The organism is Kitasatospora sp. NPDC093102, assembly GCF_040683915.1.
Classification (GTDB): Bacteria; Actinomycetota; Actinomycetes; order Streptomycetales; family Streptomycetaceae; genus Kitasatospora.
In genome coordinates, this window is the sequence record NZ_JBFBFA010000002.1 from 272,478 (window position 1) to 296,227 (window position 23,750).

Sequence of the window (23,750 nt, forward strand, 5' to 3'; positions counted from 1 at the left end):
ATGCCCCTGGCCAGGGCGGATGCCGTAGTCGGAGTACGTACGGGCTCCGCGCGACTTGCGCGCACACCCACCCGCCCGGCGCGCGCGGGTGCCTCGTGCGCCCCGCCGCCCAGCACCCGCCCCGGCCGGCGCACCCGTACCGCCGCCCAGCACCCGCCCCGGCCGGCGCACCCGTCACATGGCCGCGAGCACCGCCGAGTACACGTCCGGGTGGGTGAAGCGGAAGCCCGCGTCCAGCAGCCGCCGCGGCACCACCCGGTGGCTGCCGACCACCTCGATCGCCAGCTCGCCCAGCACCGCCTTGAGCACCGCCTCCGGCACCGGGAACGGCGTCGGCCGCCTCAGCGCCCGGCCGAGCGCGGTGGTCAGCTCGGCGTTGGTCACCGGGTTCGGCGCGGTGAGGTTGAAGGCGCCGGAGAGGTCGTCGTGGTCGATCAGGAACCGCAGCGCGGCCACCTCGTCGTGCAGCGAGATGAAGCTCCAGTACTGCCGCCCGCTGCCGAGCCGCCCGCCCAGGCCCAGCCTGAACAGCGGGAACAGCCGTGCGCCCGCCCCGCCGGCCGCGGACAGCACCAGCCCGGTGCGGGGATGGACGACCCGGATCCCGGCCCGCTCGGCCGGCCGGGCGGCGTCCTCCCACTCCCGGCAGACCTCGGCCAGGAAGTCGTCGCCGGCCGGGGAGTCCTCGTCGATCACCCGGTCACCGGTCTGCCCGTACCAGCCGACCGCGGAGGCGCTCACGAGGACCTGCGGCGGTTCCTTGAGCTCGGCCAGGGCGACGGCCAGCGTCTCGGTGCCGTACACCCGGCTCTCCCGGATCTCCCGCTTGTAGGAGTCCGTCCAGCGGTGGTCGCCGACCCCGGCGCCGGCCAGGTGCACCACGGCCTGGACTCCGGCCAGCCCGTCCCGCTCGACCTCGCCGAGCAGCGGGTTCCAGCCGATCGCGGTGCTGCCGTCCGGTCGTGGGCCCGTCCTCGACCGGTGCCGGACCAGCCGGACCACCTCGTGGCCGTCCGCCAGCAGGGAGCGGACGAGCGCCGAACCGATCAATCCCGTGGAACCCGTGACAGCGATGCGCATGCGCCCATCCTCGCAGCTCCCGCGTGCTCCTGCGCTGTTCCCCGATCGCCCGTCACGTTCGCATGCACCCCGTTAGCATGGCCCGCATGCCTGACGACGATCTGATCATCCGTACGGCGCGGAGCGAGGACGAGCGCGAGCTCGCCGTCCTCAACCACGCGGCCTGGTCGTTCCTGTCCGACGTCTCGCCTGAACCGCCCGCCGAGGACTCGGTCTTCGACGAGCGGCACACCCCCGAGCAGTTCCTGCTGGCCGTGCTGGAGGGCCGGATCGTCGGCTACATCCGTCAGGTCCCGCCCACCCCGCTGGCGTGCAACCGGCACGTGCGGCAGATCCAGGGCCTGGCCGTCGACGGCACCGTCCGCGGCCAGGGCATCGGCCGCCGGCTGGTCGAGGCGGCCTGCGCGGCGGCCCGGGCCGAGGGCGCCCGCAAGATGAGCCTGCGGGTGCTCGGCTGGAACGCCCCGGCCCGCCGGCTCTACGAGAGCTGCGGCTTCGTCGTCGAGGGCTCGCTGGCCGAGGAGTTCCTGATCGACGGCCGGTACGTGGACGACATCTGGATGGCCCGCCCACTGGCCGACTGAACCCCGCCGGGGCCACCGCGCCCACCCGCCGGCGGTCCGAACAGGCCTGCCGGAAAAGGTGGTTGGCCGCCTGCCGGGTGGTGCGGAGTCGTGACGATCCCGCCCTGTCCGGACCGCCTCCGCGCCGGGTACCGTACGCCCGTGAGCAACTCGACGCCTCCCGGGTGGTACCCGGTCCCGGGTGTGGACGGCACCCCCGGTCACGAGCGCTGGTGGGACGGCAACGCCTGGACCAACGAGGTCCGGCCGCTGGGCGGCGTCGCGGGCGGGCTCGCCGACGCACCCGCCCAGACCTGGCAGCCGTCCGACCAACGGCCCGGCTACGGCTACCCTGGCGGCCCCGCGGCCCCGGCCTACGGCTACCCGGGCCAGGACGGCTCCCCGGCACCCGGATACGGCTACCCCGGCCAGGACGCCTACAAGGGCCAGGCCCAGGGCGGCTACCCGGCCCAGGGCCCCGGTCACGGCTACCCGGGCTACCCGCCGCCGGCCCCGGCAGCCAAGCAGAAGACCGGCCTGATCATCGGCATCGCGGTCGCGGTGCTGGCCGTGGGCGGGATCGTCGCCGGGATCGCGTTCAGCGGCGGCGAGAACCCGAGGGCGGACCCGGCCCCGGATCCCACGGTCACCGGGACCCAGAGCAGCAGCCCCACGGCGAGCCCCAGCCCGACCGTGCCCACCAGCAGTCCCACGGTGCCCAAGCCCCTGCCGGTGGTCAAGAGCACCGTCCCCGACGCGCAGCACGCGATCACCGTGCCGGTCCTCGACGGCTGGGAGGTGTCGAGCAGCCCGCCGCACTCGACGGTCTACCTCGGCACCGGCCGCTACACCTGCCCGGACGGCAGCTCCTGCATCCGCGGCCAGTTCTCGGTCGAGAAGGACACCATCCAGGGCTCCTCGCCCAAGGCGGCCGCCGACGCCCAGATGCCCGTCTACGCCGGGCAGATCTTCTCCGGGGTCAGCTCGCACACCGACTCCGGCTCCGGGTACGTCAGCGTGGCCGGGGTGCGCGGCTACGCCACCCGCTGGCACATCCGCACCACGGACGGCGCCCAGGGCTACGTCCTGCTGGTCGCCCTCCCGGCCAAGGGCGGTGGCTACGTGGTGATGGAGGGCGGCGTGGACGACAACCCGGCCGCGCCGGACGTCTCGGTGCTGGACCAGATCCTCAGGGGCATCGAGCAGGACAGCTCCTCCGGCAGCAGCACCTGACACGCCTCAGTCCCCGTACCGCTCCCAGAGCTTGGGGAACCGCTTCGCCATGACGTCCGGGTCGTCGAAGTCCAGCGCCGGTCCGGACGGCCGCACGGTCTCCCGCCCCCCGCCCACCTCGGAGAGCGGCAGCCCGGTCAGCTGCTCGTACGCCTCGTCGGCGGCGTAGCCGAGGTCCTCGGCCTCGCCGTCCTCCTCCTCGTCGAACTCGGGCAGCAGGTCCGCCAGGTCGTCCGGTTCGGCCAGCGCGCCCTCGAAGACCTCCCGGCCCTGGCCGATCAGCCAGTACCGGAAGTAGTCGAAGGTGTCGTCGGAGGCGCCGTCGAGCAGCAGGTAGGCCGCGCCCCACAGGTCGTAGCGGTGGGCGCGCCGGAACCGCGCCTGGAACAGCCGGGCGAAGTCGATCACGTCGTCCGGGGTCAGCTGGAGGAGCCGTTCCACCAGCAGGTCGGCCTGCTCGTCGGGGTCGCCGTCGGCGGCGTCCCGGGTCTCGTCGATGATCTGCCAGAAGTCCGTCTCGTCCATCACCGCTCCAGCATCCCCGTTCGGCCGCGTCCGCGCATGCCGCGACTCGGTGCGGGCCCACGACTCGGTGCGGCCGGGGGCCGGGAACGGCGGAACCCCGCGCCGTCCGGGGACGACGCGGGGTTCCGTACGCGGGCTTCCGCGGGGACCTGGTGGGGTCAGAGGCCGAGCTCGACCTCGAACTCGCCGGCCTCCAGGATCTCCTTGACCGAGACCAGGTAGCGGGCGGCGTCGGCGCCGTCCACCAGGCGGTGGTCGTAGGAGAGCGACAGGTAGACCATGTCGCGGATGCCGATGGCGGTGCCGCCGTCGGCCTCGATGACCACCGGGCGCTTGACGGTGGCGCCGATGCCCAGGATGGCGACCTGGTTCGGCGGCACGATCACGGTGTCGAACAGCGCACCGCGCGAGCCGGTGTTGCTGATGGTGAAGGTGGCGCCGGACAGCTCGTCCGGGGTGATCTTGCTGTCGCGGACCTTGGTGGCCAGCTCGGCGGTCTTCTTCGAGATGCCGGCGATGTTGAGGTCGCCCGCACCCTTGATGACCGGGGTCATCAGACCCTTCTCGGAGTCCACCGCGATACCGATGTTCTCGGTGTCGAAGTAGGTGACCGTGCCCTCGGCGTCGTTGATCCGGGCGTTGACGACCGCGTGGACCTTCAGCGCCTGGGCCGCGGCCTTGACGAAGAACGGCATCGGGGAGAGCTTGACGCCCTCGCGGGCCAGGAAGCCCTCCTTGGCCTTGGCACGCAGCGACATGATCTTGGTGACGTCCACCTCGACCACGCTGGTCAGCTGCGCCTGCTCGTGCAGCGCCTTCAGCATGTTGTCGCCGATGACCTTGCGCATGCGGGTCATCTTGACGGTCTGGCCGCGCAGGGCGGACGGCGCGGCGGAGGTCTTCGGCGCGGCGGCCGGGGCGGCAGCGGCGACCGGGGCCGGAGCGGCCTTGGCGGCCTCCGCGGCGGCGATGACGTCCTGCTTGCGGATGCGGCCGCCGACGCCGGTGCCGGCGACGGAGGACAGCGCGACGCCGTGCTCGGCGGCGAGCTTGCGCACCAGCGGGGTGACGTAGGCGTCACCGCTGTCGGCCACCGGGGCGGCCGGAGCGGGAGCAGCGACCGGGGCCGGGGCGGCGACCGGAGCCGGAGCAACCGGGGCCGGAGCAGCGGCGACCGGAGCCGGAGCAACCGGGGCCGGAGCAGCGGCGACCGGAGCAGCGGCGACCGGAGCGGCCGGGGCCGGGGCAGCCGGAGCAACGGGGGCCGGAGCCGGAGCGGCAACCGGAGCCGGGGCGGCAACCGGGGCCGGGGCGGCGGCGACGGCACCGGCGGCGCCGATCAGCGCGAGCTGGGCGCCGACCTCGGCGGTCTCGTCCTCGCCGACCAGGATCTTCACCAGGGTGCCGGCGACCGGCGACGGGATCTCGGTGTCGACCTTGTCGGTGGAGACCTCGAGCAGCGGCTCGTCGACCTCGACGGTCTCACCCTCGGCCTTCAGCCAGCGGGTGACGGTGCCCTCGGTGACCGACTCGCCCAGCGCGGGCAGCAGCACCGGGGTGGCGTCGCCGGCCGGGGCGGCCGGGGCGGCAACCGGGGCCGGAGCGGCAGCCGGAGCAGCAGCCGGGGCCTCGGCGACCGGGGCGGCGGCGGGCGCGGCCTCGGCGGCCGGGGCCGGAGCGGCGGCCGGGGCGCCCGAGCCGTCGTCGATGACCGCCAGCTCGGCGCCGACCTCGACGGTCTCGTCCTCGCCGACCTTGATCGAGGTGAGGATGCCGGAGGCCGGGGCCGGGATCTCGGTGTCGACCTTGTCGGTCGACACCTCCAGCAGCGGCTCGTCGACCTCGACACGCTCACCCTCGGCCTTCAGCCAGCGGGTGACGGTGCCCTCGGAAACGCTCTCGCCCAGCGCGGGCAGTGTTACTGAGACCGCCATGGTTTCAGCGACTCCTATCAAGTCTTGCGTACGGGAAGTACTTGCGTACGGGAAGTACCGGGAAAGGGGGGGTGGGGCGCGATCAGTCGTGCGCGTGCAGCGGCTTGCCGGCCAGCGCCAGGTGCGCCTCGCCCAGGGCCTCGGACTGGGTCGGGTGCGCGTGGATGAGCTGCGCGACCTCGGCCGGCAGAGCCTCCCAGTTGTAGATCAGCTGGGCCTCGCCGACCTGCTCGCCCATGCGGGCGCCGACCATGTGGACGCCGACCACGGCGCCGTCCTTGACCTGGACGAGCTTGATCTCGCCGGCGGTCTTCAGGATCTTGCTCTTGCCGTTGCCGGCCAGGTTGTACTTCAGGGTGACGACCTTCTCCTTGCCGTACAGCTCGACGGCCTTGGCCTCGGAGATGCCGACGGAGGCCACCTCGGGGTTGGAGTAGGTCACGCGCGGGACGCCGTCGTAGTCGATCGGCATCGGCTTGAGGCCGGCCAGGCGCTCGGCGACCAGGATGCCCTCGGCGAAGCCGACGTGGGCCAGCTGGAGGGTCGGGACGAGGTCGCCGACGGCGGAGATGGTGGGCACGTTGGTGCGCATGTACTCGTCGACCAGGACGTAGCCGCGGTCCATCGCGACGCCGTTCTCCTCGTAGCCGAGGCCGGCCGAGACCGGGCCACGGCCGATGGCGACGAGCAGCAGGTCGGCGTCGATCTGCTTGCCGTTCTCGGTGGAGACCCGGACACCGGTCTCGGTGTACTCGACGCCCGAGAAGCGGGCCTTCAGCTCGAACTTGATGCCGCGCTTGCGGAACGCGCGCTCCAGCAGCTTGGAGGAGTTCTCGTCCTCGAGCGGGACGAGGTGCGGCAGCGCCTCGACGATGGTGACCTCGACGCCGAAGGACTTCCAGACCGAGGCGAACTCGACGCCGATCACGCCGCCGCCGAGGATGACGGCCGACTTCGGGATGCGGTCGAGCTTGAGGGCGTGGTCCGAGGAGATCACGCGGTTGCCGTCGATCTCCAGGCCCGGGATCGAGCGCGGCACGGAGCCGGTGGCCAGAACGATGTGGCGGCCTTCGATGCGCTGGCCGTTGACGTCCACCGAGGTCTGCGAGGAGAGCTTGCCCTCGCCCTGGATGAAGGTGACCTTGCGGGACGCCACCAGGCCCTGGAGGCCCTTGTACAGGCCGGCGATGACGTCGTCCTTGTACTTGTGGACGCCGTTGATGTCGATGCCCTGGAAGGTGGCCAGCACGCCGAACTCGGCGGCCTCCTTCGTCTCGTCCGCGATCTCCGCGGCGTGCAGCAGCGCCTTGGTCGGGATGCAGCCGCGGTGCAGGCAGGTGCCGCCCAGCTCACCCTTCTCGACCAGGGCAACGCTCAGGCCCAGCTGAGCGGCGCGGAGCGCCGCGGCGTAACCGCCGCTTCCGCCTCCGAGAATGACTACGTCGAAAACGGTGCTGGCGTCGTTCGCCACGTCACGTCCTCCATGCATGGGGTGGGTCGCCGGGCCGGTCGCGGTCCGGTGGGTCGGAAGCCTTTGTGGGGCGCCCAGTCGTGCCGGAAATACATCTTCGCACTTGTTCACGGTGGCTGATGTCCGGGTCCGGCCCGGGGGCGGCCCGCAGAGTGGTCACCAGGGCGGGAATGCCCCCAACGGAAGGGCATCATCGCAGCTCAGCGCGGTGTTGACAGCCGCCGGGCGGGCGTCGTCCGTGCCGCCCGCCGCGGCTTCTTCCGCAGTGTGGAACAAAGTTTCGCCCGCAGCGAACAGGGGTGCGCCGCGGCGCCCCGGCCTACCCGCAGGTAACCGGGCCGGAACGCCGACGGGGCCCGGCGCACGCGCGCCGGGCCCCGTCGCAGCGGGTCCCGGATCGGGGCGTCCCGGATCGGGAGCCCTCGATCAGGGGTGCCTGGGTCAGGCCTTGCCGTCCGCCTTCTGCTCGGCGAAGCGGACCAGGGTGCGCACCGCGCTCGCGGTGCCGCCCTTCGGGGTGTAGCCGAACGGCGCGCCCTCGTGGAACGCCGGACCGGCGATGTCCAGGTGCGCCCAGTCGGTGCCCTCGGCCACGAACTCCTTCAGGAACAGACCGGCCACCAGGCCGCCGCCCATCCGCTCGCCCATGTTGGCCAGGTCGGCGATGGTCGACTCGGTGAAGCCCTTGCGCAGCTCGGCCGGCAGCGGCATCGGCCAGGACTGCTCGCCCGCCTCGCCGGCCAGGGCGTGCAGGTTGTCGCGCAGCTCGTCGTCGTTGGCCATCACGCCGAAGGTGCGGGTGCCCAGGGCCAGCACCATGGCGCCGGTCAGGGTGGCCACGTCGACGATGACGTCCGGGTTCTCCTCGCCGGCCCGCACGATCGCGTCGGCCAGGACCAGACGGCCCTCGGCGTCCGTGTTCAGGACCTCGACGGTCTTGCCGCCGTACATCTTCAGCACGTCGCCCGGGCGGGTGGCGGAGCCGGACGGCATGTTCTCGGCCAGCGCCAGCCAGGCGGTCACGTTGACGACCAGGCCCAGGCGCTTGGCGGCCACCACGGCGGCGAACACGGCGGCGGCGCCGGCCATGTCGCACTTCATGGTCTCGTTGTGGCCGGCCGGCTTCAGCGAGATGCCGCCCGAGTCGTAGGTGATGCCCTTGCCGACGAACGCCACGGTGGCCTTGGCCTTCGGGTGGGTGTAGGCCACCTTCACCAGGCGGGGCGGGTTCGCCGAGCCGCCGCCGACGCCCAGCAGGCCGCCGAAGCCGCCCTTGGTCAGCGCCTTCTCGTCCAGCACCTCGACCTTGAGGCCGTGCTCCTTGCCGGCCGCCTGGGCGATCGCGGCGAAGCTCTTCGGGTTCAGGTCGTTCGGCGCGGTGTTGACCAGGTCGCGGGCCCGGTTCATCTCCTCGCCGATCGCGGTGGCGCGCTCCACGGCGGCCTTGGCGTCCTTGCTGCCCTTGCGGGCGGCCAGCAGGACCAGCTCGCCGACCGGCTCCTTGCCGTTGCCGTTGGCCTTGTACGTGCCGAAGGCGTACGAGCCGAGCAGACCGCCCAGCGCGACTGCCTCGATGTCCGCCGGGGACTCGGCCGGCAGCGCCAGCGCGGCTTTCTTGGCACCGGCCAGGGTGCGGGCGGCGACACCGGCGGCGCGGCGCAGCGCCTCCAGCTCGTAGCCCTCCTCGGCGGCCTCGCCCAGGCCGACCGCGAGCACGAACGCGGCCTTCAGGCCGGCGGGGGAGGGGACCTTGACGGCCTCGCCCTCGGCGCCGGTCGCGCCCAGGGTGCTGAGGACCTCGGTCAGCTTGCCCTCGAACGCCTCGTTCACGGCCTCGGAGCCGGGGGCCAGCACGATGCCCTTCGGGCCCTTCGCGACACCGACCACCAGGGCGTCCGCGCGCAGTGAGGCGGCGGAGGAGGTGCTCACAGACAATGCAGTCACGTAATGCGTCCTGTTCTTTCGCGGTCCACGGCCGGCCACGGCGAGGCTGCCGCACCGGCGCAGCCCGCCGTCGCAGGCCGTCCGCCGGCGGGCCTCCGGGTCCGGGCCCCCTGGCGCGCGCGTCCGCCGGAAGCGGCCGCGCACGCCAGAGGCCCCGGCTCCTCGGTACGCGCCGGGCGGGCAGGACCTGCGGCGGTGCAGGGCTGCGGTGCTTCACGCATGGTAGTCCGCATGGTGGGATCACGCGCCGCCCGGTGTCAGTCGAGCAACGCCAGGGCGAACAGCGAGGCGGCCGCGGCGGTCTCGGCCATCGCCCCGAGCACGTCCCCGGTGATCCCGCCGAACCTGCGGACACACCGTCCGAGCAGCAGTCGGGCGCATCCGGTGCCGAGCGCAACGGCCAGCGGGAGGCGGAGAGCTGACCATCCGTCGAGCAGTCCGGCCGCGGCCAGGGCGAGCGCCGCGGTGGCCGTCCCGGCGGCGGCCCCGGCGGGCGGTACGGTGCTCGCCACCATCGCTCCCAGCCCGCCCGGCCGGGCGGCCGGCACCGACCGCAGGCAGCCCCAGGCGAGCGCGCACCGGGCGGCCGTCGCCGAGGCGAGCACCGCGAGTGCGCCGCGCAGCGGGGAGTGACCGAACTGCCCGGCCAGCGCGGCGGCCTGGGCGAGCAGGACGAGGACCAGGGTCAGTACGCCGAACGGACCGATGTCGGACTGCTTCATGATGCGCAGCGCGTCCTCGGCCGGCTTCCCGCTGCCCAGCCCGTCGGCGACGTCCGCCAGGCCGTCCAGGTGCAGCCCCCGGGTCAGCCCGGCGAGCACCCCGAGCGCGGTCACCGCGCCGAGCAGCCCGCCCGCCCGCCAGGCCACCAGTGCCCCGGCCGAGGCCGCCATCGCCCCCAGCACCAGCCCGACCACCGGGGCCGTGACCATCGCCCGGGCCGCCGCGGCCCGGTCCCACCGCTCCACCCGCACCCGCAGCACGGACAGCGTCCCGAACCCGAACCGCAGGCCCTCGGCCCAGGTGGCCCGATCGCTGCCGCCGGCCATGACCACGTTCCTCTCAAAGCAAGAACGCCCCCGGTAGGGGCGTTCTTCGGATTGTCGGGCCGTCACCCGGGAGTGCGGGGAACCGCGCGAGGTGGAAGGGGCGGGCCCGAAACGACATCAGCGGCGTCGGCCGCCGGTGTTCGGCAAGCTCGTCCCCGGCAGCCGGCGCCCCGCCCCGCTACAGCTTCCGCAGCAGATCCGCCGCCGAGGGCAGCTTCGGCTGCTCCTTCGGCCCGCTCGGCGGCGCCGGCACGACCGGCTTCGGCGCCTCGTCCGCGAGCACGTCCCCCGCGGCCTGGAGCAGCGGCAGCGCCAGCAGCGCGCCGACGCCCTCGCCCATGGTGATGCCCTGGTCCTGCAGCGGCGTCAGGGTCAGCCGGTCGTACGCCTTCGCCTGGGCCGGCTCGCCGCTGGACTGCCCGGCCCGCCACCACTCGGGCGCCCGGAAGGCGATCCGCTGCGCGACCAGCGCGCAGGCCGCCGAGACCACGCCGTCCAGCACCACCGGCAGCCGCCGTACGGCCGCCTGGAGCAGGAAGCCGGTGATCGCCGCGAAGTCGGCCCCGCCGGTGGCGCCGAGCAGCGCCAGCTGGTCGCCGAGCACCGGCCGGGCCCGCCGCAGCGAGTCCCGGATGGTGGCGCACTTGACCATCCACACCCGGTCGTCGATCCCGGAGCCGCGCCCGGTCACCGCCGCCGCGTCCGTCCCGCAGAGCGCGCCGACCAGTACGCCGGCCACCGTGGTGGAGCCGACCCCGAGGTCGCCGAGCAGCACCAGGTCGGTGCCGGCGTCGGCCTCCTCGTCGGCGACGGCCATGCCGGCCCGGAACGCCCGGACGGTCTCCTGCGCGGTGAGCGCGTCCTCGACGTCGATCCGCCCGGAGCCGCGCCGGATCCGGTGGGCGACCACCTCGTCCGGGAAGCCGGCCGGGTCGGCGTCCACCGCGACGTCGACGACCCGCACCTGGGCGCCGTAGCGCGCGGCCAGCCGGGCCACCGGCGCGCTGCCGTCGAGCACGGCCCGGACCCGGGCCGCGGTGCCGCCCTCGGCGGGCATCCGGGAGACCCCGAGCGCCGCCACGCCGTGGTCGGCGGCGAACAGCAGCACCTTGGGAGCGGAGATCGGCAGCACCGGGGAACGCCCCTGTACCGAGGCCAGCCAGCTGCCCAGCTCCTCCAGCCTGCCGAGCCCGCCGCGCGGCCGGTCGGCCGCCTGCCAGCGCTCCTCGGCGGCCCGCCGGGCGCTCTCGTCAGGGCGCTCGACGAGCGAGGAGAACGCGTCGAGATCCACGGTCGTGTCCATATTTCCGTTTCTCGCTCACAGCGCGGGACGCGCAGAGTACATTCGAGGTCTGCCCCAGGCAGCGGTCAGGGCTTGGCCGTCATGAGACTGCGCAAGCGGTCGAGTGAGAAGCCGCCTCATCACTGAGGCGGAGGAGTCACCGTCCGGAAGGCTACACGCCAACGGATTTGATGGTCAGGACTTGTCCGGCCACCACCAGCAGGACCCGCTCCGAGGCGTCCGCCACGGCCATGTTGAGCCGGCCCAGGGTGTCGCGGAAGCGGCGGCCCGCGGCGGTGGCCGGGACGACGCCCATGCCGACCTCGTTGCTCACCGCGACGACCGTCCGCCCGGTGGCCGCCCAGGCCCGCGCCAGCGCCTCGCAGCGGCGCTGCACGGCGGCCTCGCCGCCGCCCGCCCAGACCTCGTCGTCCCAGGCGTCGCACTCGTCCATCACGGCGGTCAGCCACAGGGCGAGACAGTCGATCAGCACCGGTGCCGGGTCGGCGGGGTCGGCCAGCACGGCCTCCAAGTCGCAGGTCTCGGCGGTGCGCCAGCCCGCCGGCCGCCGGTCCCGGTGCAGCGCGACCCGCTGGGCCCACTCGGCGTCACCGTCCCGGGTGCCGCCGGTGGCCACGTACAGGACGTCCGGGTGGTCGGCGAGCAGCTGTTCGGCACGGGTGGACTTGCCGGAGCGGGCGCCGCCGAGCAGCAGCGTGCGGGGCAGCGTGGTACGGGTGGGCCGGGATGGGGTCGCCATGGCGCCCATCCTGCCGGACCAGGCATACGGAAGATCGGGCCGGGCAGGCTATGGTGCGCAGCAACACAGGCAGCGTGGTCAGTGGGAGGAGCCGGCATGGTCTGGACGTGGCGGTACGAGAAGGCGGACGGCAGTGCGGTGACGCCCGGCGGCGGCCAGGAGGAGTTCGCCGGCCAGGGCGACGCCGAGACCTGGATCGGGGAGACCTGGAAGCAGCTCGCGGAGGACGGTGTGGACACCGCGGTGCTGCTGGAGGACGACCGGGTCGTCTACGCGATGAGCCTGAGCGAGGAGTAGACCCGACGGGGTGGAGCGGCCGCGGAGCGGCTACTTCGCCCCGATCACGTGCAGGAGCGCGGCGACCTGCCGGTACGGGTCGGTGCGGCCGGCCCGGTCCTCGGCTTCCAGGAGCTGGGCCAGCTGCCGCCCGTCCACCGGCGGGGCCGCGTCGTCCGGGGCGTTGTCGGTGAAGACCCGCACGCCGTACCAGTGCCGCAGCGGCACCGACACCTCGGAGAGGGTGACGGTGAGGTCGGCGAGCCGGTCGGCCCGCGCGGCCAGTCCGAGCCGGTTGTAGTACCGGTCGCTCTCGAAGGCGTGCAGGGCGGCCCGCCAGTCCCCGGCGGCGGCATGCCGCAGGGCGAGCGCGTCGCGGTTGCGGACCAGCAGCGAGAGCAGCCCGCCGGGCGCCAGCAGCCGGGCCAGCGAGGCGATCATCGGGTCGGGGTCGGGCAGGTACATCAGCACGCCGTGGCAGACCACCACGTCGAAGCTGCGCGGGCCGAACCAGCGCCCGCACTGGTGGCCGTCGCCGCTGAGCAGCTGCATCCGGCCGCGGACCTCCGGCGGCTCCTTCGCGAGCGCCTCCTGGGCGACGCCGAGCGCGACCGGGTCCGAGTCGATCCCGGTGACGTAGTGGCCGGCCCGGGCCAGGCGCAGCGCCTGGGTGCCCTGGCCGCAGCCGATGTCGAGGACGCGCTGCGCGCTGCGCCCGGACAGCTGTTCGGCGAGCTGGCGGGCGACGAGCTCCTGGCGGACGAAGTTGCGCAGCCCGCCGAGCCGGTCCAGCCAGGCGCCGGTGCCGCCCGCGAAGGACCCGCTGCGGGAGGGCAGCCGGCGCTCCTGGGCCAGCCGGTCGTGGCCGCCGCCCCCCTGCCCCGGAAGCGCGTACAGGCCGGGCCCCTCCCAGGAGGGCGGGGCCCAGCCGGAGTCGACCGGTTCGGCGGTCAGGGCTTCTCCCCGCGCCGCACCTGCGGCTTGGGCAGGCGCAGCCGGCGCATCTGGAGGGTGCGCATGATGCCGTACGCGACGGCACCGCGGGTGTTCTGCCCGGCGAAGCGCTCGGCCAGCTGCTTGCGCAGGCCCAGGCCGAGGCGGACGAAGTCCAGGATCACGAACACGAAGAACAGCAGGAACAGCAGGGTGGAGAGCAGCTGGAGCATCGGCACCTTGATGATGCTGAGCACCAGGATGACCACGGCGGCCGGCAGGAAGAACTCGGCGAGCGACCAGCGGGAGTCCACGTAGTCGCGGGCGAACTTGCGCACCGGGCCCTTGTCGCGGGCCGGCAGGTGGCGCTCGTCGCCGTTCATCAGCGCCTGACGTTGCTTCTCGCGCTCGACGCGCATGCGCTCGCGCCCCTGGCGGGCGGCCTCCTTGCGGTCCTTGGGCACGGTCACCCGGGTGCGCCGGTTGGCCTCGGCCTCACTGCGCTTGGGGGTGGGGCGGCCCTTCTTGGCCTGCGGGTCGCGGGCCTGGGTCGTCTCGTCCTGCTTCTCCAGCACGGTGGCGGAGGCGGCGGCATCATCTGAACGGCGTCGGAACACACCACCAGCGTACGGGGTGCGACGCGGCTTCCACGGGTGCCCTCGGACCCAAACGCATATCGATACCACCAGGTCGCCGTCCGACCCGGGTTTCCCGGGGCCTTCCCGTAGGGGATCAGTCGGATGGACGATAGGGGGGATGAGTGGCGGATCCACCCGGGGGAGGAGGAAACGCCACTGGTCGCTGTAGCAGTCTTGTTGCAGGCAGGTGCACTGCGGCGACGGGCTCGCTGCACATACACTCGTCGTGTCTGGTAACGAGATAGAGACCGCAGGCCGGAGAAGGGGGCACCCGAGGCCCATGAGCGACGGAATCATGAAGCGTATGGGGCTGATCTTCCGCTCCAAGGCGAACAAGGCCTTGGATCGGGCGGAGGATCCGCGTGAGACGCTGGACTACTCCTACCAGAAGCAGCTTGAACTGCTGCAGAAGGTACGGCGTGGTGTCGCGGACGTCGCGACCTCGCGCAAGCGGCTCGAACTCCAGCTGACCCAGCTCCAGCAGCAGTCGGCGAAGTACGAGGACCAGGGCCGCAAGGCGCTGTCGCTCGGCCGCGAGGACCTCGCCCGCGAGGCGCTGACCCGCAAGGCCAACATGCAGTCGCAGATCAACGACCTGGAGACGCAGTACCAGCAGCTCCAGGCCGAGGAGGAGAAGCTGACGCTCGCCTCCCAGCGACTTCAGGCCAAGGTGGACGCCTTCCGCACCAAGAAGGAGACCATCAAGGCGACGTACACGGCTGCCCAGGCGCAGACCCGCATCGCCGAGTCCTTCTCCGGCATCTCGGAGGAGATGGGCGACGTCGGTCTGGCGATCCAGCGTGCCGAGGACAAGACTGCCCAGATGCAGGCCCGGGCCGGTGCCATCGACGAGCTGCTCGCCTCCGGCGCGCTCGACGACGCGAGCGGTCTCGGCCGCAAGGACGACATCGAGGCCGAGCTGGAGCGCGTGGCCGGCGGTTCCGACGTCGAGCTCGAACTGGCCCGGATGAAGGCCGAGCTGTCCGGTCCCTCCACCGCCGGCCCCGCCGCGATCGAGCAGGGCAAGCCGCAGGACGTCCAGCCGCAGCCGCAGCAGGACACCCCGCGCATCAACTACAACAAGTGATCTGAGCTCGACCCCACGAACCAGGGAGACGCACGGCATGATCATCAGGGTCATGGGTGAGGGGCAGTACGAGGTGGGCGAGGACCACCTGAACGAGCTGAACACGCTCGACGCTGATCTCGTCACCGCAGTGGAGTCGGGCGACGAGGAGCGCTTCCGCCTGACCTACGGCAAGCTGCTGGCCGCGGTGAAGGAGTCGGGTGCTCCGGTGCCGCTGGACTCGCTGGAGCCGTCGGAGCTGATCCTGCCGAACGCGGACGCGACGATCGCCGAGGTCCGCGAGCTGCTGATGGCCGACGGCGAGGGCGTGATCCCGGGCTTCCCCGAGTAGCGTTTGCGGCTGCTGCCAGACGAAAGGGCGGGCCCCCTCCGGTGGGAGGGGGCCCGCCCTTCGCTGTTGCTCGCCCGCCCGCCTCCGGGGCGCTCCGACCCGGTGCCGACGGTCGGCGCTCCGGCGCTCGTACCTCGCTGGTCGCTTCTCCCTTTCGGCACCGGCGCGCCCCTTCGGCTCGGGGCTGTTGCTCGCCCGCTCGCCCGCCTCCGGGGCGGGGCCGGGGCCGGGGCGGGCTACGGCAGGGCCAGCATCCGGTCCAGTGCCGCCTTGGCGTGCTTCTCGGTCTCCGGGTCGACGGTGATCACGTTCGGCACCCGGCCCTCGACCAGCGACTCCAGCGCCCAGACCAGGTGCGGCAGGTCGATCCGGTTCATGGTCGAGCAGAAGCAGACCGTGCGGTCCAGGAAGACGATCTCCTTGTCCGGGTGTGCCTTGGCCAGGCGGCGGACCAGGTTCAGCTCGGTGCCGATGGCCCACTTGGAGCCGGGCTCGGCGGCGTCCAGCGCCTTGATGATGTACTCGGTCGAGCCCACCATGTCGGCGGCCGCGACGACCTCGTGCTTGCACTCGGGGTGCACCAGGACGGTCACGCCGGGGACCCGCTCGCGGACGTCGTTCACCGAGTCCAGGCTGAACCGGCCGTGCACCGAGCAGTGGCCGCGCCAGAGGATCATCTTCGCGTCCCGCAGCTGCTCGGCGGTCAGGCCGCCGTTCGGCTTGTGCGGGTTGTAGACCACGCAGTCGTCCAGCGAGAAGCCCATGTCCCGCACCGCGGTGTTGCGGCCGAGGTGCTGGTCGGGCAGGAAGAGCACCTTCTGTCCCTGCTCGAACGCCCACTCCAGCGCGCGCTTGGCGTTGGAGGAGGTGCAGATGAGGCCGCCGTGCCGGCCGGTGAAGGCCTTGATGTCGGCGGAGGAGTTCATGTACGAGACCGGGACGGTCACGTCGGCTATGCCGGCGTCGGCCAGTACGTCCCAGCACTCGGCGACCTGCTCGGCGGTGGCCATGTCGGCCATCGAGCAGCCGGCCGCGAGGTCCGGCAGGACGACCTGCTGCCGCTCGCTGGTGAGGATGTCCGCGGACTCGGCCATGAAGTGCACACCGCAGAAGACGATGTACTCGGCCTCGGGGCGGGCCGCCGCGTCGCGGGCGAGCTTGAAGGAGTCACCGGTGACGTCGGCGAACTCGATCACCTCGTCGCGCTGGTAGTGGTGGCCGAGGATGAAGACGCGGTCGCCGAGCGCGGCCTTGGCCGCGCGGGCGCGTTCGACGAGGTTCGGGTCGGAGGCCGGGGGGAGGTCACCGGGGCATTCGACGCCGCGCTCGCTGTTCGGGTCGGCCTCGCGGCCGAGCAGCAGCAGAGCGAGCGGCGTCGGAGTGGGGTCGACGCCGTGGGTCTCGGTGATGGTGGTGGTCACGGGCGGGTGCCCTTCTGTGCGGCCGAGCTAGCGGTGGGGCCTTTTCGTCTATCTGACGCTATCTATTCTAACCGCTTAGCGTCAGAGTGACGACGGCCATCCTGTCGATGTGACGAGAACCGCTCGCCGGAATGGACCCTGGCGGAGCCGCATCGCCGATCGGGGGCAGTCCGGCGTGGCCGAATCGATGTCCCGGAGCCCGCGGGTATGGCTGAGCCCATGAAGGCAATCGCGATCAACCGCTACGGCGGCCCCGAGGTGGTCGAGTACACCGACCTGCCCGATCCCAAGGTCGGGCCCGACTCCGTCCTGGTCGAGGTCCGGGCCGCCGGGGTGAACCCGGTGGACTGGAAGATCCGGGAGGGCGCCCTGGACGGCATCCTCGACGCGCACTTCCCGCTGGTCATGGGCTGGGACCTGGCCGGCGTGGTCCGCGCGGTCGGCGGCGGGGTCACCGAGTTCGCCCCGGGCGACGAGGTGTACGGCTACGTCCGCAAGGACGCCGTCGAGCACGGCACCTACGCCGAGCTGGTCTCCGCCCCGGTCCGCACCCTGGCCCGCAAGCCGGCCGCGCTGGACTGGGCGCAGTCCGGCGGCCTGCCGCTGGCCGGGCTGACCGCCCTGCAGGGCCTGAGGGCGCTGCGCCTCGCCGAGGGGGAGACCGTCCTGGTGCACGCCGCCGCGGGCGGGGTCGGCCATCTGGCGGTGCAGCTGGCCCGGGCCTCCGGCGCCCGGGTGATCGGCACCGCGGCCGAGCGCAACCACGACTTCCTGCGCGGCCTCGGCGCCGAGCCGGTGCTGTACGGCGAGGGCCTGGCCGACCGGGTCCGCGGCCTCGCCCCCGACGGGGTGGACGCGGCCCTCGACCTGGTCGGCCACGGCGCCGTCCAGGTCTCGGCCGGCCTGGTGGCGGACCCGGGCCGGATCGCCTCGGTCGCCGACTTCGGGGTCAAGGCGCTCGGCGGCCGGTACGTCTGGGTCCGTCCGGACGCCGGCGGCCTCGCCGAGCTGGCCGCGCTCACCGACGACGGCCGGCTGACCGTCACCGTCGCCTCCACCTTCCCGCTGGCCCAGGCCGCCTCCGCCCAGGCGCTCAGCGCCGAGGGCCGCACCCGGGGGAAGATCGTGCTGCTCGTCCCGTGACGGCCTCCCGCCGGTCATCCGTCGGCGGTGAACTCGTCCAGGTCATCCGCCAGAATGGTGACGAACCGTTCCGGCGGCGGCAGCCCGCCGCCGGAGCACCCAGCCGAACCCCCGTACGACCCGTGGAGCCCCGCACCCATGACCAGCCAGCGAGCGCACGAGGTGGTCGGGGCCGACCTGGACGAGACCGACCGGCTCCTGCTCGCCCGGCTCGGCAGCGACGGCCGCGCCTCGTACGCCGAGATCGGCCTCCAGGTGAACCTCTCCGCCACCGCCGTGCGCCGGCGGATCGACCGGCTGCGGGCGCGCGGCGTGGTGCGGGGCTTCACCGTGGTGCTCGACCCGTCCGTGCTGGGCTGGCAGACCGAGGCCTTCGTCGAGGTCTACTGCCGCGAGCGCACCGCCCCCGAGGAGATCCTCGCCAGCCTGCGGCAGTTCCCCGAGGTGGTCGCCGCCTGGACGGTCACCGGCGACCCGGACGCCCTGGTCCACCTGCGGGCCGCCGACACGCGCCACCTGGAGGCCGTCATCGAGCGCATCCGGCGCGAGCCCGGCGTGCAGCGCAGCCGCTCCTCGGTGGTCCTCTCCCAGCTCATCGGCTGACCCGTCGGGCGTACGCAGGAATCCTGCGCGGACCGGCCCGAAGACGCTCGAAACCTGCCTGACCAGCCGCGTTCCGACGCGCGGTGAGGCACCCGCGCTGCCTACGCTGATCACGTCCGGTCGTCGCGGTGAGGCGTCCTGCCGATCGGACGCCCCCGACACCCCACGCCGAGAGGGACACCCGTGTCCGCAGCACCCGACCGCATGCACCGGCCCGACAACGAACTGGTCGACCTGGTTTTCGACTACATGCGGGAGCGGCTGCAGTACGACCCCGTTCCGCTCGACCACCCCGGTGACGGCGAGCACCTGCGCGCCCAGCTGTCCGGCCTGCTGAACCAGGACGGCAACAACCCGGTCGACGTGCTCAAGCTGTACGACCACGAGCTGTCCCGGGCGGTCATCTCCGCCGACAGCCCGCGCTACCTGTCCTTCATCCCGTGCGCCCCGACCAAGGCCGCGCTGCTGTTCGACATGGTCGTCTCCTGCGCCTCCCTGCAGGGCATCTCCTGGCTGGAGGCGGCCGGCGCGATCGCCGCCGAGAACCAGGTGCTGCGCCTGATCGCCGACCGCGCGGGCCTGCCCCAGTCGGCCGGCGGCACCTTCGTCTCCGGCGGCTCGGCGGGCAACCTCTCCGCCCTCGTGGTCGCCCGCGACACCGCCCGCCGCCGGCTCGCCGGTGAGGGCCGACCCAGTGGCCCGGAGGTGCGGCTGCGGATAGCCGTCGCCGACCAGGTGCACTCCTCGGTCAAGAACACCTTCAACATCATCGGCGTCGAGGCCTTCAAGGTTCCGACCGTCAACCGGCGGTTCACCGGCGAGGCGCTGCGCGCCGCCCTGGCCGCCGACCCCAACCCCGAGACGGTGATCGCCGTCGTCGGCACCGCCGGCACCACCAACGAGGGCATCGTCGACGACCTCAAGGGCCTGGCCGAGGTCGCCCGCGAGCGCGACCTGTGGTTCCACGTGGACGGCGCGTACGGCGGCGCGGGCCTGTTCGCCCCCTCGGTGCGCGAGCGCTACGAGGGCATCGAGCACGCCGACTCCTTCGTGGTCGACCCGCACAAGTGGCTGTTCGCCCCCTTCGACTGCGCCGCGCTGATCTACCGCAACCCGCAGCTCGCCCGCGCCGTGCACACCCAGGACGCCTCCTACCTGGACGTCCTGCACACCGAGGGCGACGAGTGGAACCCCACCGACTACGCCTACCACCTGACCCGGCGCGCCCGCGGCCTGCCGCTCTGGTTCTCGCTGGCCGTGCACGGCGTCCAGGCCTACACCGACGCCATCGAGGCCGGCCTCACCCTGGCCCGGGAGACCGCGCAGCTGATCCGGGAGTCCGAGCACCTGGAGCTGCTGTTCGACCCGCAGCTCTCGGCGGTCTGCTTCAAGCGCAAGGGCTGGACCAACGACGACTACTACCGCTGGTCGCAGCAGCTGCTCGCGGACCAGATCGGCTTCGTCACCCCCACCGGCTGGGACGGCGAGACGGTCGCCCGCTTCGCCTTCCTGCACCCGGGCACCACCATGGAGATGGTCAAGGAGATCCTGGACACCATGGTCTGAGCCTCCGACGTCCCGACGTCCTGACGCGCGGCCCCCACCGGCATTCGGCGGGGGCCGTACGCGTGCCTACAGGAACGCCCCGCTCGGCAGGTACGGCGTCGGCGGACGCATCCCGCGCACCCCGACGACACCGCCGGCCCGCGGCGTCAGCCCGACCTCCAGCCCGACGTCCAGCGCCCACTCCTGCTCCGCGGTCAGGTGCTCCACCCGCGCCTCGACCCCGTCCGGCACCCGGGCCAGCGCCTCGCGCAGCAGCCGGGCGGCGATCCGCTTGCTGGTCGCCGCGAGCAGCCGCACCACGCCGCCGTCCCGGTAGCAGTAGCCGCTGCCGGCCAGCGCGTCGGCGATCAGCAGCTCCTCGAAATGGCCCAGCATCAGCTCGTGGTCCGGCCCGTGCGCGGACCCGCGCAGCCGCCGGTCCACCGAGTCCAGCAGGTGCAGGTGGCTGGCGTTGCCGCGGTGCACCGGGATGTCCCCGGGGTCGAGCAGGCCGTCCCGGTCCACCCGCCCGGTCAGCCGCATCGTCGGGTGCAGGGTGAACCCGGCCAGCCGGTAGCGGCGGGCCGCCGCCGGGGAGCCCGCGGAGCAGACCATCCCGCGCAGGCAGCCCCGGGAGTGCGCCGCCGCCCGTTCCAGCAGCAGCCGTCCGACGCCCTGGCCCTGCGCGGACGGCCGGACGGCGTACAGGGAGGGCGCCCACAGGCCCTCCCGGCGGATCGACAGCACCGCCCCGACCGGCTCGCCGGCGCTCTCCGCCAGCCAGCAGCCCCCGGGGTCGGTGCGCGCCAGGTGCCTGGTCCGGGCCAGCCGCAAGGGCGTCGGCTCCGGACCCGCTCCGGCCGGGGAGACGTCGGCGAACGCGGCGTCGGCGAGCTCCCGGACGACCTCCGCGTCCGCGGCGGTGTCCCTGACCGGGCGAAGGATCATGAGGACCATCCTGGCGTCCGGCGGGCCGCCGCGGGGCCGGTTCACCCGGATCCGTGCCCGGGACTGTCCGGCGGATCCGGCCGGATCGGGCCCTCGGGCGGTGACCTGTCCTTCGAGGGTGTGCGAGCATGGTGAGCGTAGGGGACGCGGGTGGCACACCCGGTCCACGGATATCCAGCCGCGAACAGGCCGCAGAAATCCATCGCCGCCCGGGAAATGAAACCGGACGGCCGTTGGTTGGCACTGGCGGCAGATCATCGTCAAGACCGGGAGAAAGCAGATGACCGTCCAGGACGAGACCACCGTCGAGAGTGGCATCCTCCTCACCGATGCCGCCGCGGCCAAGGTCAAGGCCCTGCTGGAGCAGGAAGGCCGCGACGACCTCGCGCTGCGCGTCGCCGTCCAGCCCGGTGGCTGCTCCGGCCTGCGTTACCAGCTGTTCTTCGACGAGCGCTCGCTCGACGGCGACGTGATCAAGGACTTCAACGGTGTCAAGGTCGTCACCGACCGGATGAGCGCCCCGTACCTGGGCGGCGCCACCGTCGACTTCGTCGACACCATCGAGAAGCAGGGCTTCACCATCGACAACCCGAACGCCACCGGCTCCTGCGCCTGCGGCGACTCGTTCAGCTAAGCCCGCTGCGGAAGGCGGCCCCGGGGATCCCCCGGGGCCGCCTTCTCGTTTTCCGCGGGCAGGGCGCCTACTGCCCGGCGATGTCCGGGGTGACCGGGTCCGGCCCGATGTGCGGGTCGCCCTCCAGCGGCAGCTCCTGGCCGCTGGTCCTGTCGACCACGGTCCGCCCGGCCAGCGGCGAGCGCAGGTCGGCCGACACCGACTGCCGCTTGGCCAGCGCGTTGCACACCTGCCCCGGCTGGACCGTGGGCGGGCCCGGCACGACCAGCACGTCCACCCGGCCCGGCTGCGACTCGTCCGCCTTCAGCGCGTACTTGGTGCAGACCCCGCCGAAGAAGTAGACGGTCAGCTTGGTGGTGCCGTCCACCCGGTAGGCGACCGGCGGGCGGACGGGCGAGCCCGAACCGTTCGGGTCCGGCTCGCCCACCGCGATCCCGTTGCCCGGGGGAGTGGCAGGGGCCGGCTGCCCGGGCGCCGGCGAGGCCGGGGTGGGCGTGAAGCCGGTCGGCGGGGTCCGGGCCGGCTGCGCGGCACCGGAGGAACTCCCCGTCGGCGCAGCCGAGGACGGACTCGCGGCGTCCGCCGGGGCCTGCGGAGAGGCACTCGCCGAGGCGGCCGCGCCGCTCGCCGCCGAGTCCGAGGCGGGCTTGCCACCCCCGTCGCAGCCGGCCACCGTCATCACCGCGGCCAGCGCCAGACCCGCCAGGGCCGCCGCCCGCCGACCGCGCCGGGGCATCGTCTCCAGATCCATCTGCACATCCTCCCGAGGACTCAGCGGTGCCGCCTCCTCGGCCGCTCCGCGCGGATGTGACGTGCCCCGGTCGGATCCGGTTCCGATCCGCTGCGCCACGGGTCTCAGAAGTTGTACTCGGCCATCCCGGCGACCACCCGTTGCGCCCCGGAAGGGACCCGGAAACCGTCCGGCGAGGGGGTGGTGGGCTCCGGGCGGGCCGCGAGCTGCGGCCAGAACCGGCGCAGCCGCCGGGAGGAGTCCACCAGTGCGTCGAGCGTCTCGCCGTCCTCGCACCGCAGGGCGGGCGGGGCGGAGTGGTCGGTCATCATCGGGCATCGCTCCGATCCAGGGCCGTGGCCACGCTGCCACGGTCGACGACGGGCCCGCCCGCACGGCGGGCCTCCACGGGGCGCGTCAGACGGCACGCCCTCAAGGCCGACCCTAGGCACGGGCCCGGCCGCCCACCAGTGCTACCGGGAGGTAGTACACGTCGGAGGGCAACGGGTGTCACCATGGCGGTGCGGGCGGCAACTTGCGGCACTCTTGCCTGGGCGCTCCCCGGGGCCGGGTACCGTAGGTGGGTTCATCCCCGACTGCCCGCTGGCCCCGCAGCCACCCTGAGGAGACCTTCCGTGCGTATCGCCGTCGCCGGCTCGATCGCCACCGACCACCTGATGACGTTCCCCGGCCGGTTCGCCGACCAGCTCGTCGCCGAGCAGCTGCACACCGTGTCGCTGTCCTTCCTGGTCGACGCCCTGGACATCCGTCGCGGTGGCGTCGCGCCGAACATCGCCTTCGGCATGGGCGTCCTCGGCCTGCGCCCGGTCCTGGTCGGCGCCGCCGGTGCGGACTTCGCCGAGTACCGCAGCTGGCTGGAGCGCAACAACGTGGACTGCGACTCCGTCCACATCTCCGAGACCCGGCACACCGCGCGCTTCATGTGCACCACGGACGAGGACCACAACCAGATCGCCTCGTTCTACACCGGCGCCATGGCCGAGGCCCGCAACATCGAGCTGAAGCCGATCGCCGACCGCGTCGGCGGTCTGGACCTCGTCCTGATCGGCGCCGACGACCCGCAGGGCATGGTCCGCCACACCCAGGAGTGCCGCACCCGCGGCTACGCCTTCGCCGCCGACCCCTCCCAGCAGCTGGCCCGACTGGAGGGCGACGACATCCGCGAGATCGTGGACGGCGCCGCGTACCTCTTCACCAACGAGTACGAGGCCGCGCTGATCGAGAGCAAGACCGGCTGGGACGCCGACGAGCTGCTCACCCGCGTCGGCACCCGGGTCACCACCCTGGGCAGCAGGGGCGTCCGGATCGAGCGCAAGGGCGAGGCGCCGATCCTGGTCGGCTGCGCCAAGGAGGAGGCCAAGGTCGACCCGACCGGCGTCGGCGACGCCTTCCGCGCCGGCTTCCTGGCCGGCCTGTCCTGGGACCTCGACCTGGAGCGCTCCGCCCAGCTCGGCTGCATGCTCGCCACCCTGGTGATCGAGACCGTCGGCACCCAGGAGTACGCGCTGCGCCCGGCCGCCTTCCTGAAGCGCTTCGAGGACGCCTACGGCGCCGAGGCGGCCGCCGAGATCAGCGCGCACCTGGTCAAGTAGCCCGCCC

23 protein-coding genes and 1 pseudogene are annotated in these 23,750 nt (G+C 73.2%); 10 read left to right on the forward strand and 14 right to left on the reverse strand.

The genetic code is table 11. The features are described 5' to 3' along the window. Positions 1 to 174 precede the first annotated feature (174 nt). A complete protein-coding gene (locus AB0O11_RS04570; RefSeq protein ID WP_363381643.1) occupies positions 175 to 1,080 on the reverse strand; it encodes a TIGR01777 family oxidoreductase in 906 nt (301 codons plus the stop codon). A gap of 86 nt (positions 1,081 to 1,166) precedes the next feature. On the opposite strand from AB0O11_RS04570, the gene AB0O11_RS04575 reads away from it, so the two are divergent. Together AB0O11_RS04575 and AB0O11_RS04580 are read left to right on the forward strand one after the other, a co-directional pair. Next, entirely contained in the window at positions 1,167 to 1,664 is a 498-nt protein-coding gene (locus tag AB0O11_RS04575; RefSeq protein ID WP_363381645.1) for a GNAT family N-acetyltransferase, read from the forward strand. A gap of 141 nt (positions 1,665 to 1,805) precedes the next feature. Next, complete coding sequence (locus AB0O11_RS04580; protein ID WP_363381646.1) at positions 1,806 to 2,876, forward strand: DUF2510 domain-containing protein; 1,071 nt, start codon at positions 1,806 to 1,808, stop codon at positions 2,874 to 2,876. A gap of 6 nt (positions 2,877 to 2,882) precedes the next feature. Here the strand turns inward: AB0O11_RS04580 and AB0O11_RS04585 are convergent, their stop codons facing one another. The 7 genes and pseudogenes from AB0O11_RS04585 to cobU all read right to left on the reverse strand — a co-directional run. Then, on the reverse strand, positions 2,883 to 3,401 hold the full coding sequence (locus AB0O11_RS04585) for a DUF4240 domain-containing protein (RefSeq protein WP_363381647.1): 519 nt from the start codon (positions 3,399 to 3,401) through the stop codon (positions 2,883 to 2,885). A 158-nt stretch (positions 3,402 to 3,559) separates the two neighbouring features. Beyond that, positions 3,560 to 5,335 carry a 2-oxoglutarate dehydrogenase, E2 component, dihydrolipoamide succinyltransferase gene (sucB, locus tag AB0O11_RS04590; RefSeq protein WP_363381648.1) on the reverse strand — a complete coding sequence of 592 codons (1,776 nt, stop codon included), beginning with the start codon at positions 5,333 to 5,335 and terminating at the stop codon, positions 3,560 to 3,562. An 82-nt stretch (positions 5,336 to 5,417) separates the two neighbouring features. After that, positions 5,418 to 6,824 carry a dihydrolipoyl dehydrogenase gene (gene lpdA, locus AB0O11_RS04595; RefSeq protein WP_363381650.1) on the reverse strand — a complete coding sequence of 469 codons (1,407 nt, stop codon included), beginning with the start codon at positions 6,822 to 6,824 and terminating at the stop codon, positions 5,418 to 5,420. 423 nt (positions 6,825 to 7,247) lie between these two features. Continuing rightward, positions 7,248 to 8,750, reverse strand: a complete 1,503-nt coding sequence (locus AB0O11_RS04600; protein ID WP_363381651.1) for a leucyl aminopeptidase — start codon at positions 8,748 to 8,750, stop codon at positions 7,248 to 7,250. A gap of 257 nt (positions 8,751 to 9,007) precedes the next feature. Beyond that, the gene (locus AB0O11_RS04605) at positions 9,008 to 9,799 is read right to left on the reverse strand and encodes an adenosylcobinamide-GDP ribazoletransferase (RefSeq protein WP_363381653.1); all 792 of its coding nucleotides are present in this window, start codon (positions 9,797 to 9,799) and stop codon (positions 9,008 to 9,010) included. A 178-nt stretch (positions 9,800 to 9,977) separates the two neighbouring features. Beyond that, positions 9,978 to 11,102 (reverse strand): nicotinate-nucleotide--dimethylbenzimidazole phosphoribosyltransferase, encoded by a 1,125-nt coding sequence (locus AB0O11_RS04610; RefSeq protein ID WP_363381655.1) that lies wholly within the window; start codon positions 11,100 to 11,102, stop codon positions 9,978 to 9,980. Positions 11,103 to 11,253: 151 nt separating this feature from the next. Beyond that, a pseudogene (gene cobU, locus AB0O11_RS04615) lies at positions 11,254 to 11,808 on the reverse strand (bifunctional adenosylcobinamide kinase/adenosylcobinamide-phosphate guanylyltransferase); the annotation flags it as partial. A 129-nt stretch (positions 11,809 to 11,937) separates the two neighbouring features. Here cobU and AB0O11_RS04620 point away from each other — a divergent pair. Then, positions 11,938 to 12,138 carry a hypothetical protein gene (locus AB0O11_RS04620; protein ID WP_363381656.1) on the forward strand — a complete coding sequence of 67 codons (201 nt, stop codon included), beginning with the start codon at positions 11,938 to 11,940 and terminating at the stop codon, positions 12,136 to 12,138. Between the two features lie 30 nt (positions 12,139 to 12,168). Here AB0O11_RS04620 and AB0O11_RS04625 read toward each other — a convergent pair whose 3' ends face one another. Both AB0O11_RS04625 and AB0O11_RS04630 read right to left on the reverse strand, forming a co-directional pair. Then, the gene (locus AB0O11_RS04625; protein ID WP_363382010.1) at positions 12,169 to 12,909 is read right to left on the reverse strand and encodes a methyltransferase domain-containing protein; all 741 of its coding nucleotides are present in this window, start codon (positions 12,907 to 12,909) and stop codon (positions 12,169 to 12,171) included. Between the two features lie 158 nt (positions 12,910 to 13,067). After that, positions 13,068 to 13,667, reverse strand: coding sequence for a DUF3043 domain-containing protein (locus AB0O11_RS04630; RefSeq protein ID WP_363381658.1), 600 nt, complete (start codon positions 13,665 to 13,667; stop codon positions 13,068 to 13,070). Positions 13,668 to 13,968: 301 nt separating this feature from the next. Here AB0O11_RS04630 and AB0O11_RS04635 point away from each other — a divergent pair, with 301 nt between their 5' ends. Both AB0O11_RS04635 and AB0O11_RS04640 read left to right on the forward strand, forming a co-directional pair. Next, the gene (locus AB0O11_RS04635) at positions 13,969 to 14,775 is read left to right on the forward strand and encodes a PspA/IM30 family protein (protein ID WP_224282294.1); all 807 of its coding nucleotides are present in this window, start codon (positions 13,969 to 13,971) and stop codon (positions 14,773 to 14,775) included. Positions 14,776 to 14,812: 37 nt separating this feature from the next. Beyond that, entirely contained in the window at positions 14,813 to 15,106 is a 294-nt protein-coding gene (locus tag AB0O11_RS04640) for a hypothetical protein (RefSeq protein ID WP_224282293.1), read from the forward strand. A 236-nt stretch (positions 15,107 to 15,342) separates the two neighbouring features. Here AB0O11_RS04640 and nadA read toward each other — a convergent pair whose 3' ends face one another. Beyond that, complete coding sequence (gene nadA, locus AB0O11_RS04645; RefSeq protein ID WP_224282292.1) at positions 15,343 to 16,527, reverse strand: quinolinate synthase NadA; 1,185 nt, start codon at positions 16,525 to 16,527, stop codon at positions 15,343 to 15,345. Positions 16,528 to 16,746: 219 nt separating this feature from the next. Between nadA and AB0O11_RS04650 the strand changes: the two genes are divergently transcribed. From AB0O11_RS04650 to AB0O11_RS04660, 3 genes are all read left to right on the forward strand, one after another. After that, positions 16,747 to 17,670 carry an NADP-dependent oxidoreductase gene (locus tag AB0O11_RS04650; protein WP_363381660.1) on the forward strand — a complete coding sequence of 308 codons (924 nt, stop codon included), beginning with the start codon at positions 16,747 to 16,749 and terminating at the stop codon, positions 17,668 to 17,670. 138 nt (positions 17,671 to 17,808) lie between these two features. Continuing rightward, positions 17,809 to 18,273: an Lrp/AsnC family transcriptional regulator gene (locus AB0O11_RS04655; RefSeq protein ID WP_363381662.1), complete on the forward strand. Its 465-nt coding sequence runs from the start codon at positions 17,809 to 17,811 to the stop codon at positions 18,271 to 18,273. 183 nt (positions 18,274 to 18,456) lie between these two features. Continuing rightward, positions 18,457 to 19,839 (forward strand): pyridoxal-dependent decarboxylase, encoded by a 1,383-nt coding sequence (locus tag AB0O11_RS04660; protein WP_363381664.1) that lies wholly within the window; start codon positions 18,457 to 18,459, stop codon positions 19,837 to 19,839. Between the two features lie 66 nt (positions 19,840 to 19,905). On the opposite strand, the gene AB0O11_RS04665 is transcribed toward AB0O11_RS04660, so the two are convergent. Further along, positions 19,906 to 20,766: a GNAT family N-acetyltransferase gene (locus tag AB0O11_RS04665; RefSeq protein ID WP_363381666.1), complete on the reverse strand. Its 861-nt coding sequence runs from the start codon at positions 20,764 to 20,766 to the stop codon at positions 19,906 to 19,908. A gap of 280 nt (positions 20,767 to 21,046) precedes the next feature. Here AB0O11_RS04665 and erpA point away from each other — a divergent pair, with 280 nt between their 5' ends. Continuing rightward, positions 21,047 to 21,400: an iron-sulfur cluster insertion protein ErpA gene (erpA, locus tag AB0O11_RS04670; RefSeq protein ID WP_153460426.1), complete on the forward strand. Its 354-nt coding sequence runs from the start codon at positions 21,047 to 21,049 to the stop codon at positions 21,398 to 21,400. A gap of 67 nt (positions 21,401 to 21,467) precedes the next feature. On the opposite strand, the gene AB0O11_RS04675 is transcribed toward erpA, so the two are convergent. Together AB0O11_RS04675 and AB0O11_RS04680 are read right to left on the reverse strand one after the other, a co-directional pair. Next, positions 21,468 to 22,151: a hypothetical protein gene (locus AB0O11_RS04675; RefSeq protein WP_363381668.1), complete on the reverse strand. Its 684-nt coding sequence runs from the start codon at positions 22,149 to 22,151 to the stop codon at positions 21,468 to 21,470. Positions 22,152 to 22,255: 104 nt separating this feature from the next. Then, the gene (locus AB0O11_RS04680) at positions 22,256 to 22,462 is read right to left on the reverse strand and encodes a hypothetical protein (RefSeq protein ID WP_363381670.1); all 207 of its coding nucleotides are present in this window, start codon (positions 22,460 to 22,462) and stop codon (positions 22,256 to 22,258) included. 303 nt (positions 22,463 to 22,765) lie between these two features. Between AB0O11_RS04680 and AB0O11_RS04685 the strand changes: the two genes are divergently transcribed. After that, positions 22,766 to 23,743 (forward strand): carbohydrate kinase family protein, encoded by a 978-nt coding sequence (locus AB0O11_RS04685; RefSeq protein ID WP_363381672.1) that lies wholly within the window; start codon positions 22,766 to 22,768, stop codon positions 23,741 to 23,743. The last annotated feature ends 7 nt before the right edge of the window (positions 23,744 to 23,750 follow it).

What these genes read in the sequence shown, in the direction of transcription:
- AB0O11_RS04635 (WP_224282294.1), top strand. Translation starts at nt 13,969, where the DNA reads ATGAGCGACGGAATCATGAAGCGTATGGGGCTGATCTTCCGCTCCAAG.
- AB0O11_RS04665 (WP_363381666.1), bottom strand. Translation starts at nt 20,766, where the DNA reads ATGATCCTTCGCCCGGTCAGGGACACCGCCGCGGACGCGGAGGTCGTC.
- AB0O11_RS04650 (WP_363381660.1), top strand. Translation starts at nt 16,747, where the DNA reads ATGAAGGCAATCGCGATCAACCGCTACGGCGGCCCCGAGGTGGTCGAG.
- AB0O11_RS04575 (WP_363381645.1), top strand. Translation starts at nt 1,167, where the DNA reads ATGCCTGACGACGATCTGATCATCCGTACGGCGCGGAGCGAGGACGAG.
- AB0O11_RS04655 (WP_363381662.1), top strand. Translation starts at nt 17,809, where the DNA reads ATGACCAGCCAGCGAGCGCACGAGGTGGTCGGGGCCGACCTGGACGAG.
- lpdA (WP_363381650.1), bottom strand. Translation starts at nt 6,824, where the DNA reads ATGCATGGAGGACGTGACGTGGCGAACGACGCCAGCACCGTTTTCGAC.
- AB0O11_RS04680 (WP_363381670.1), bottom strand. Translation starts at nt 22,462, where the DNA reads ATGATGACCGACCACTCCGCCCCGCCCGCCCTGCGGTGCGAGGACGGC.
- AB0O11_RS04620 (WP_363381656.1), top strand. Translation starts at nt 11,938, where the DNA reads ATGGTCTGGACGTGGCGGTACGAGAAGGCGGACGGCAGTGCGGTGACG.
- AB0O11_RS04605 (WP_363381653.1), bottom strand. Translation starts at nt 9,799, where the DNA reads ATGGCCGGCGGCAGCGATCGGGCCACCTGGGCCGAGGGCCTGCGGTTC.
- erpA (WP_153460426.1), top strand. Translation starts at nt 21,047, where the DNA reads ATGACCGTCCAGGACGAGACCACCGTCGAGAGTGGCATCCTCCTCACC.
- AB0O11_RS04570 (WP_363381643.1), bottom strand. Translation starts at nt 1,080, where the DNA reads ATGCGCATCGCTGTCACGGGTTCCACGGGATTGATCGGTTCGGCGCTC.
- sucB (WP_363381648.1), bottom strand. Translation starts at nt 5,335, where the DNA reads ATGGCGGTCTCAGTAACACTGCCCGCGCTGGGCGAGAGCGTTTCCGAG.
- AB0O11_RS04640 (WP_224282293.1), top strand. Translation starts at nt 14,813, where the DNA reads ATGATCATCAGGGTCATGGGTGAGGGGCAGTACGAGGTGGGCGAGGAC.
- AB0O11_RS04610 (WP_363381655.1), bottom strand. Translation starts at nt 11,102, where the DNA reads ATGGACACGACCGTGGATCTCGACGCGTTCTCCTCGCTCGTCGAGCGC.
- AB0O11_RS04585 (WP_363381647.1), bottom strand. Translation starts at nt 3,401, where the DNA reads ATGGACGAGACGGACTTCTGGCAGATCATCGACGAGACCCGGGACGCC.
- AB0O11_RS04675 (WP_363381668.1), bottom strand. Translation starts at nt 22,151, where the DNA reads ATGGATCTGGAGACGATGCCCCGGCGCGGTCGGCGGGCGGCGGCCCTG.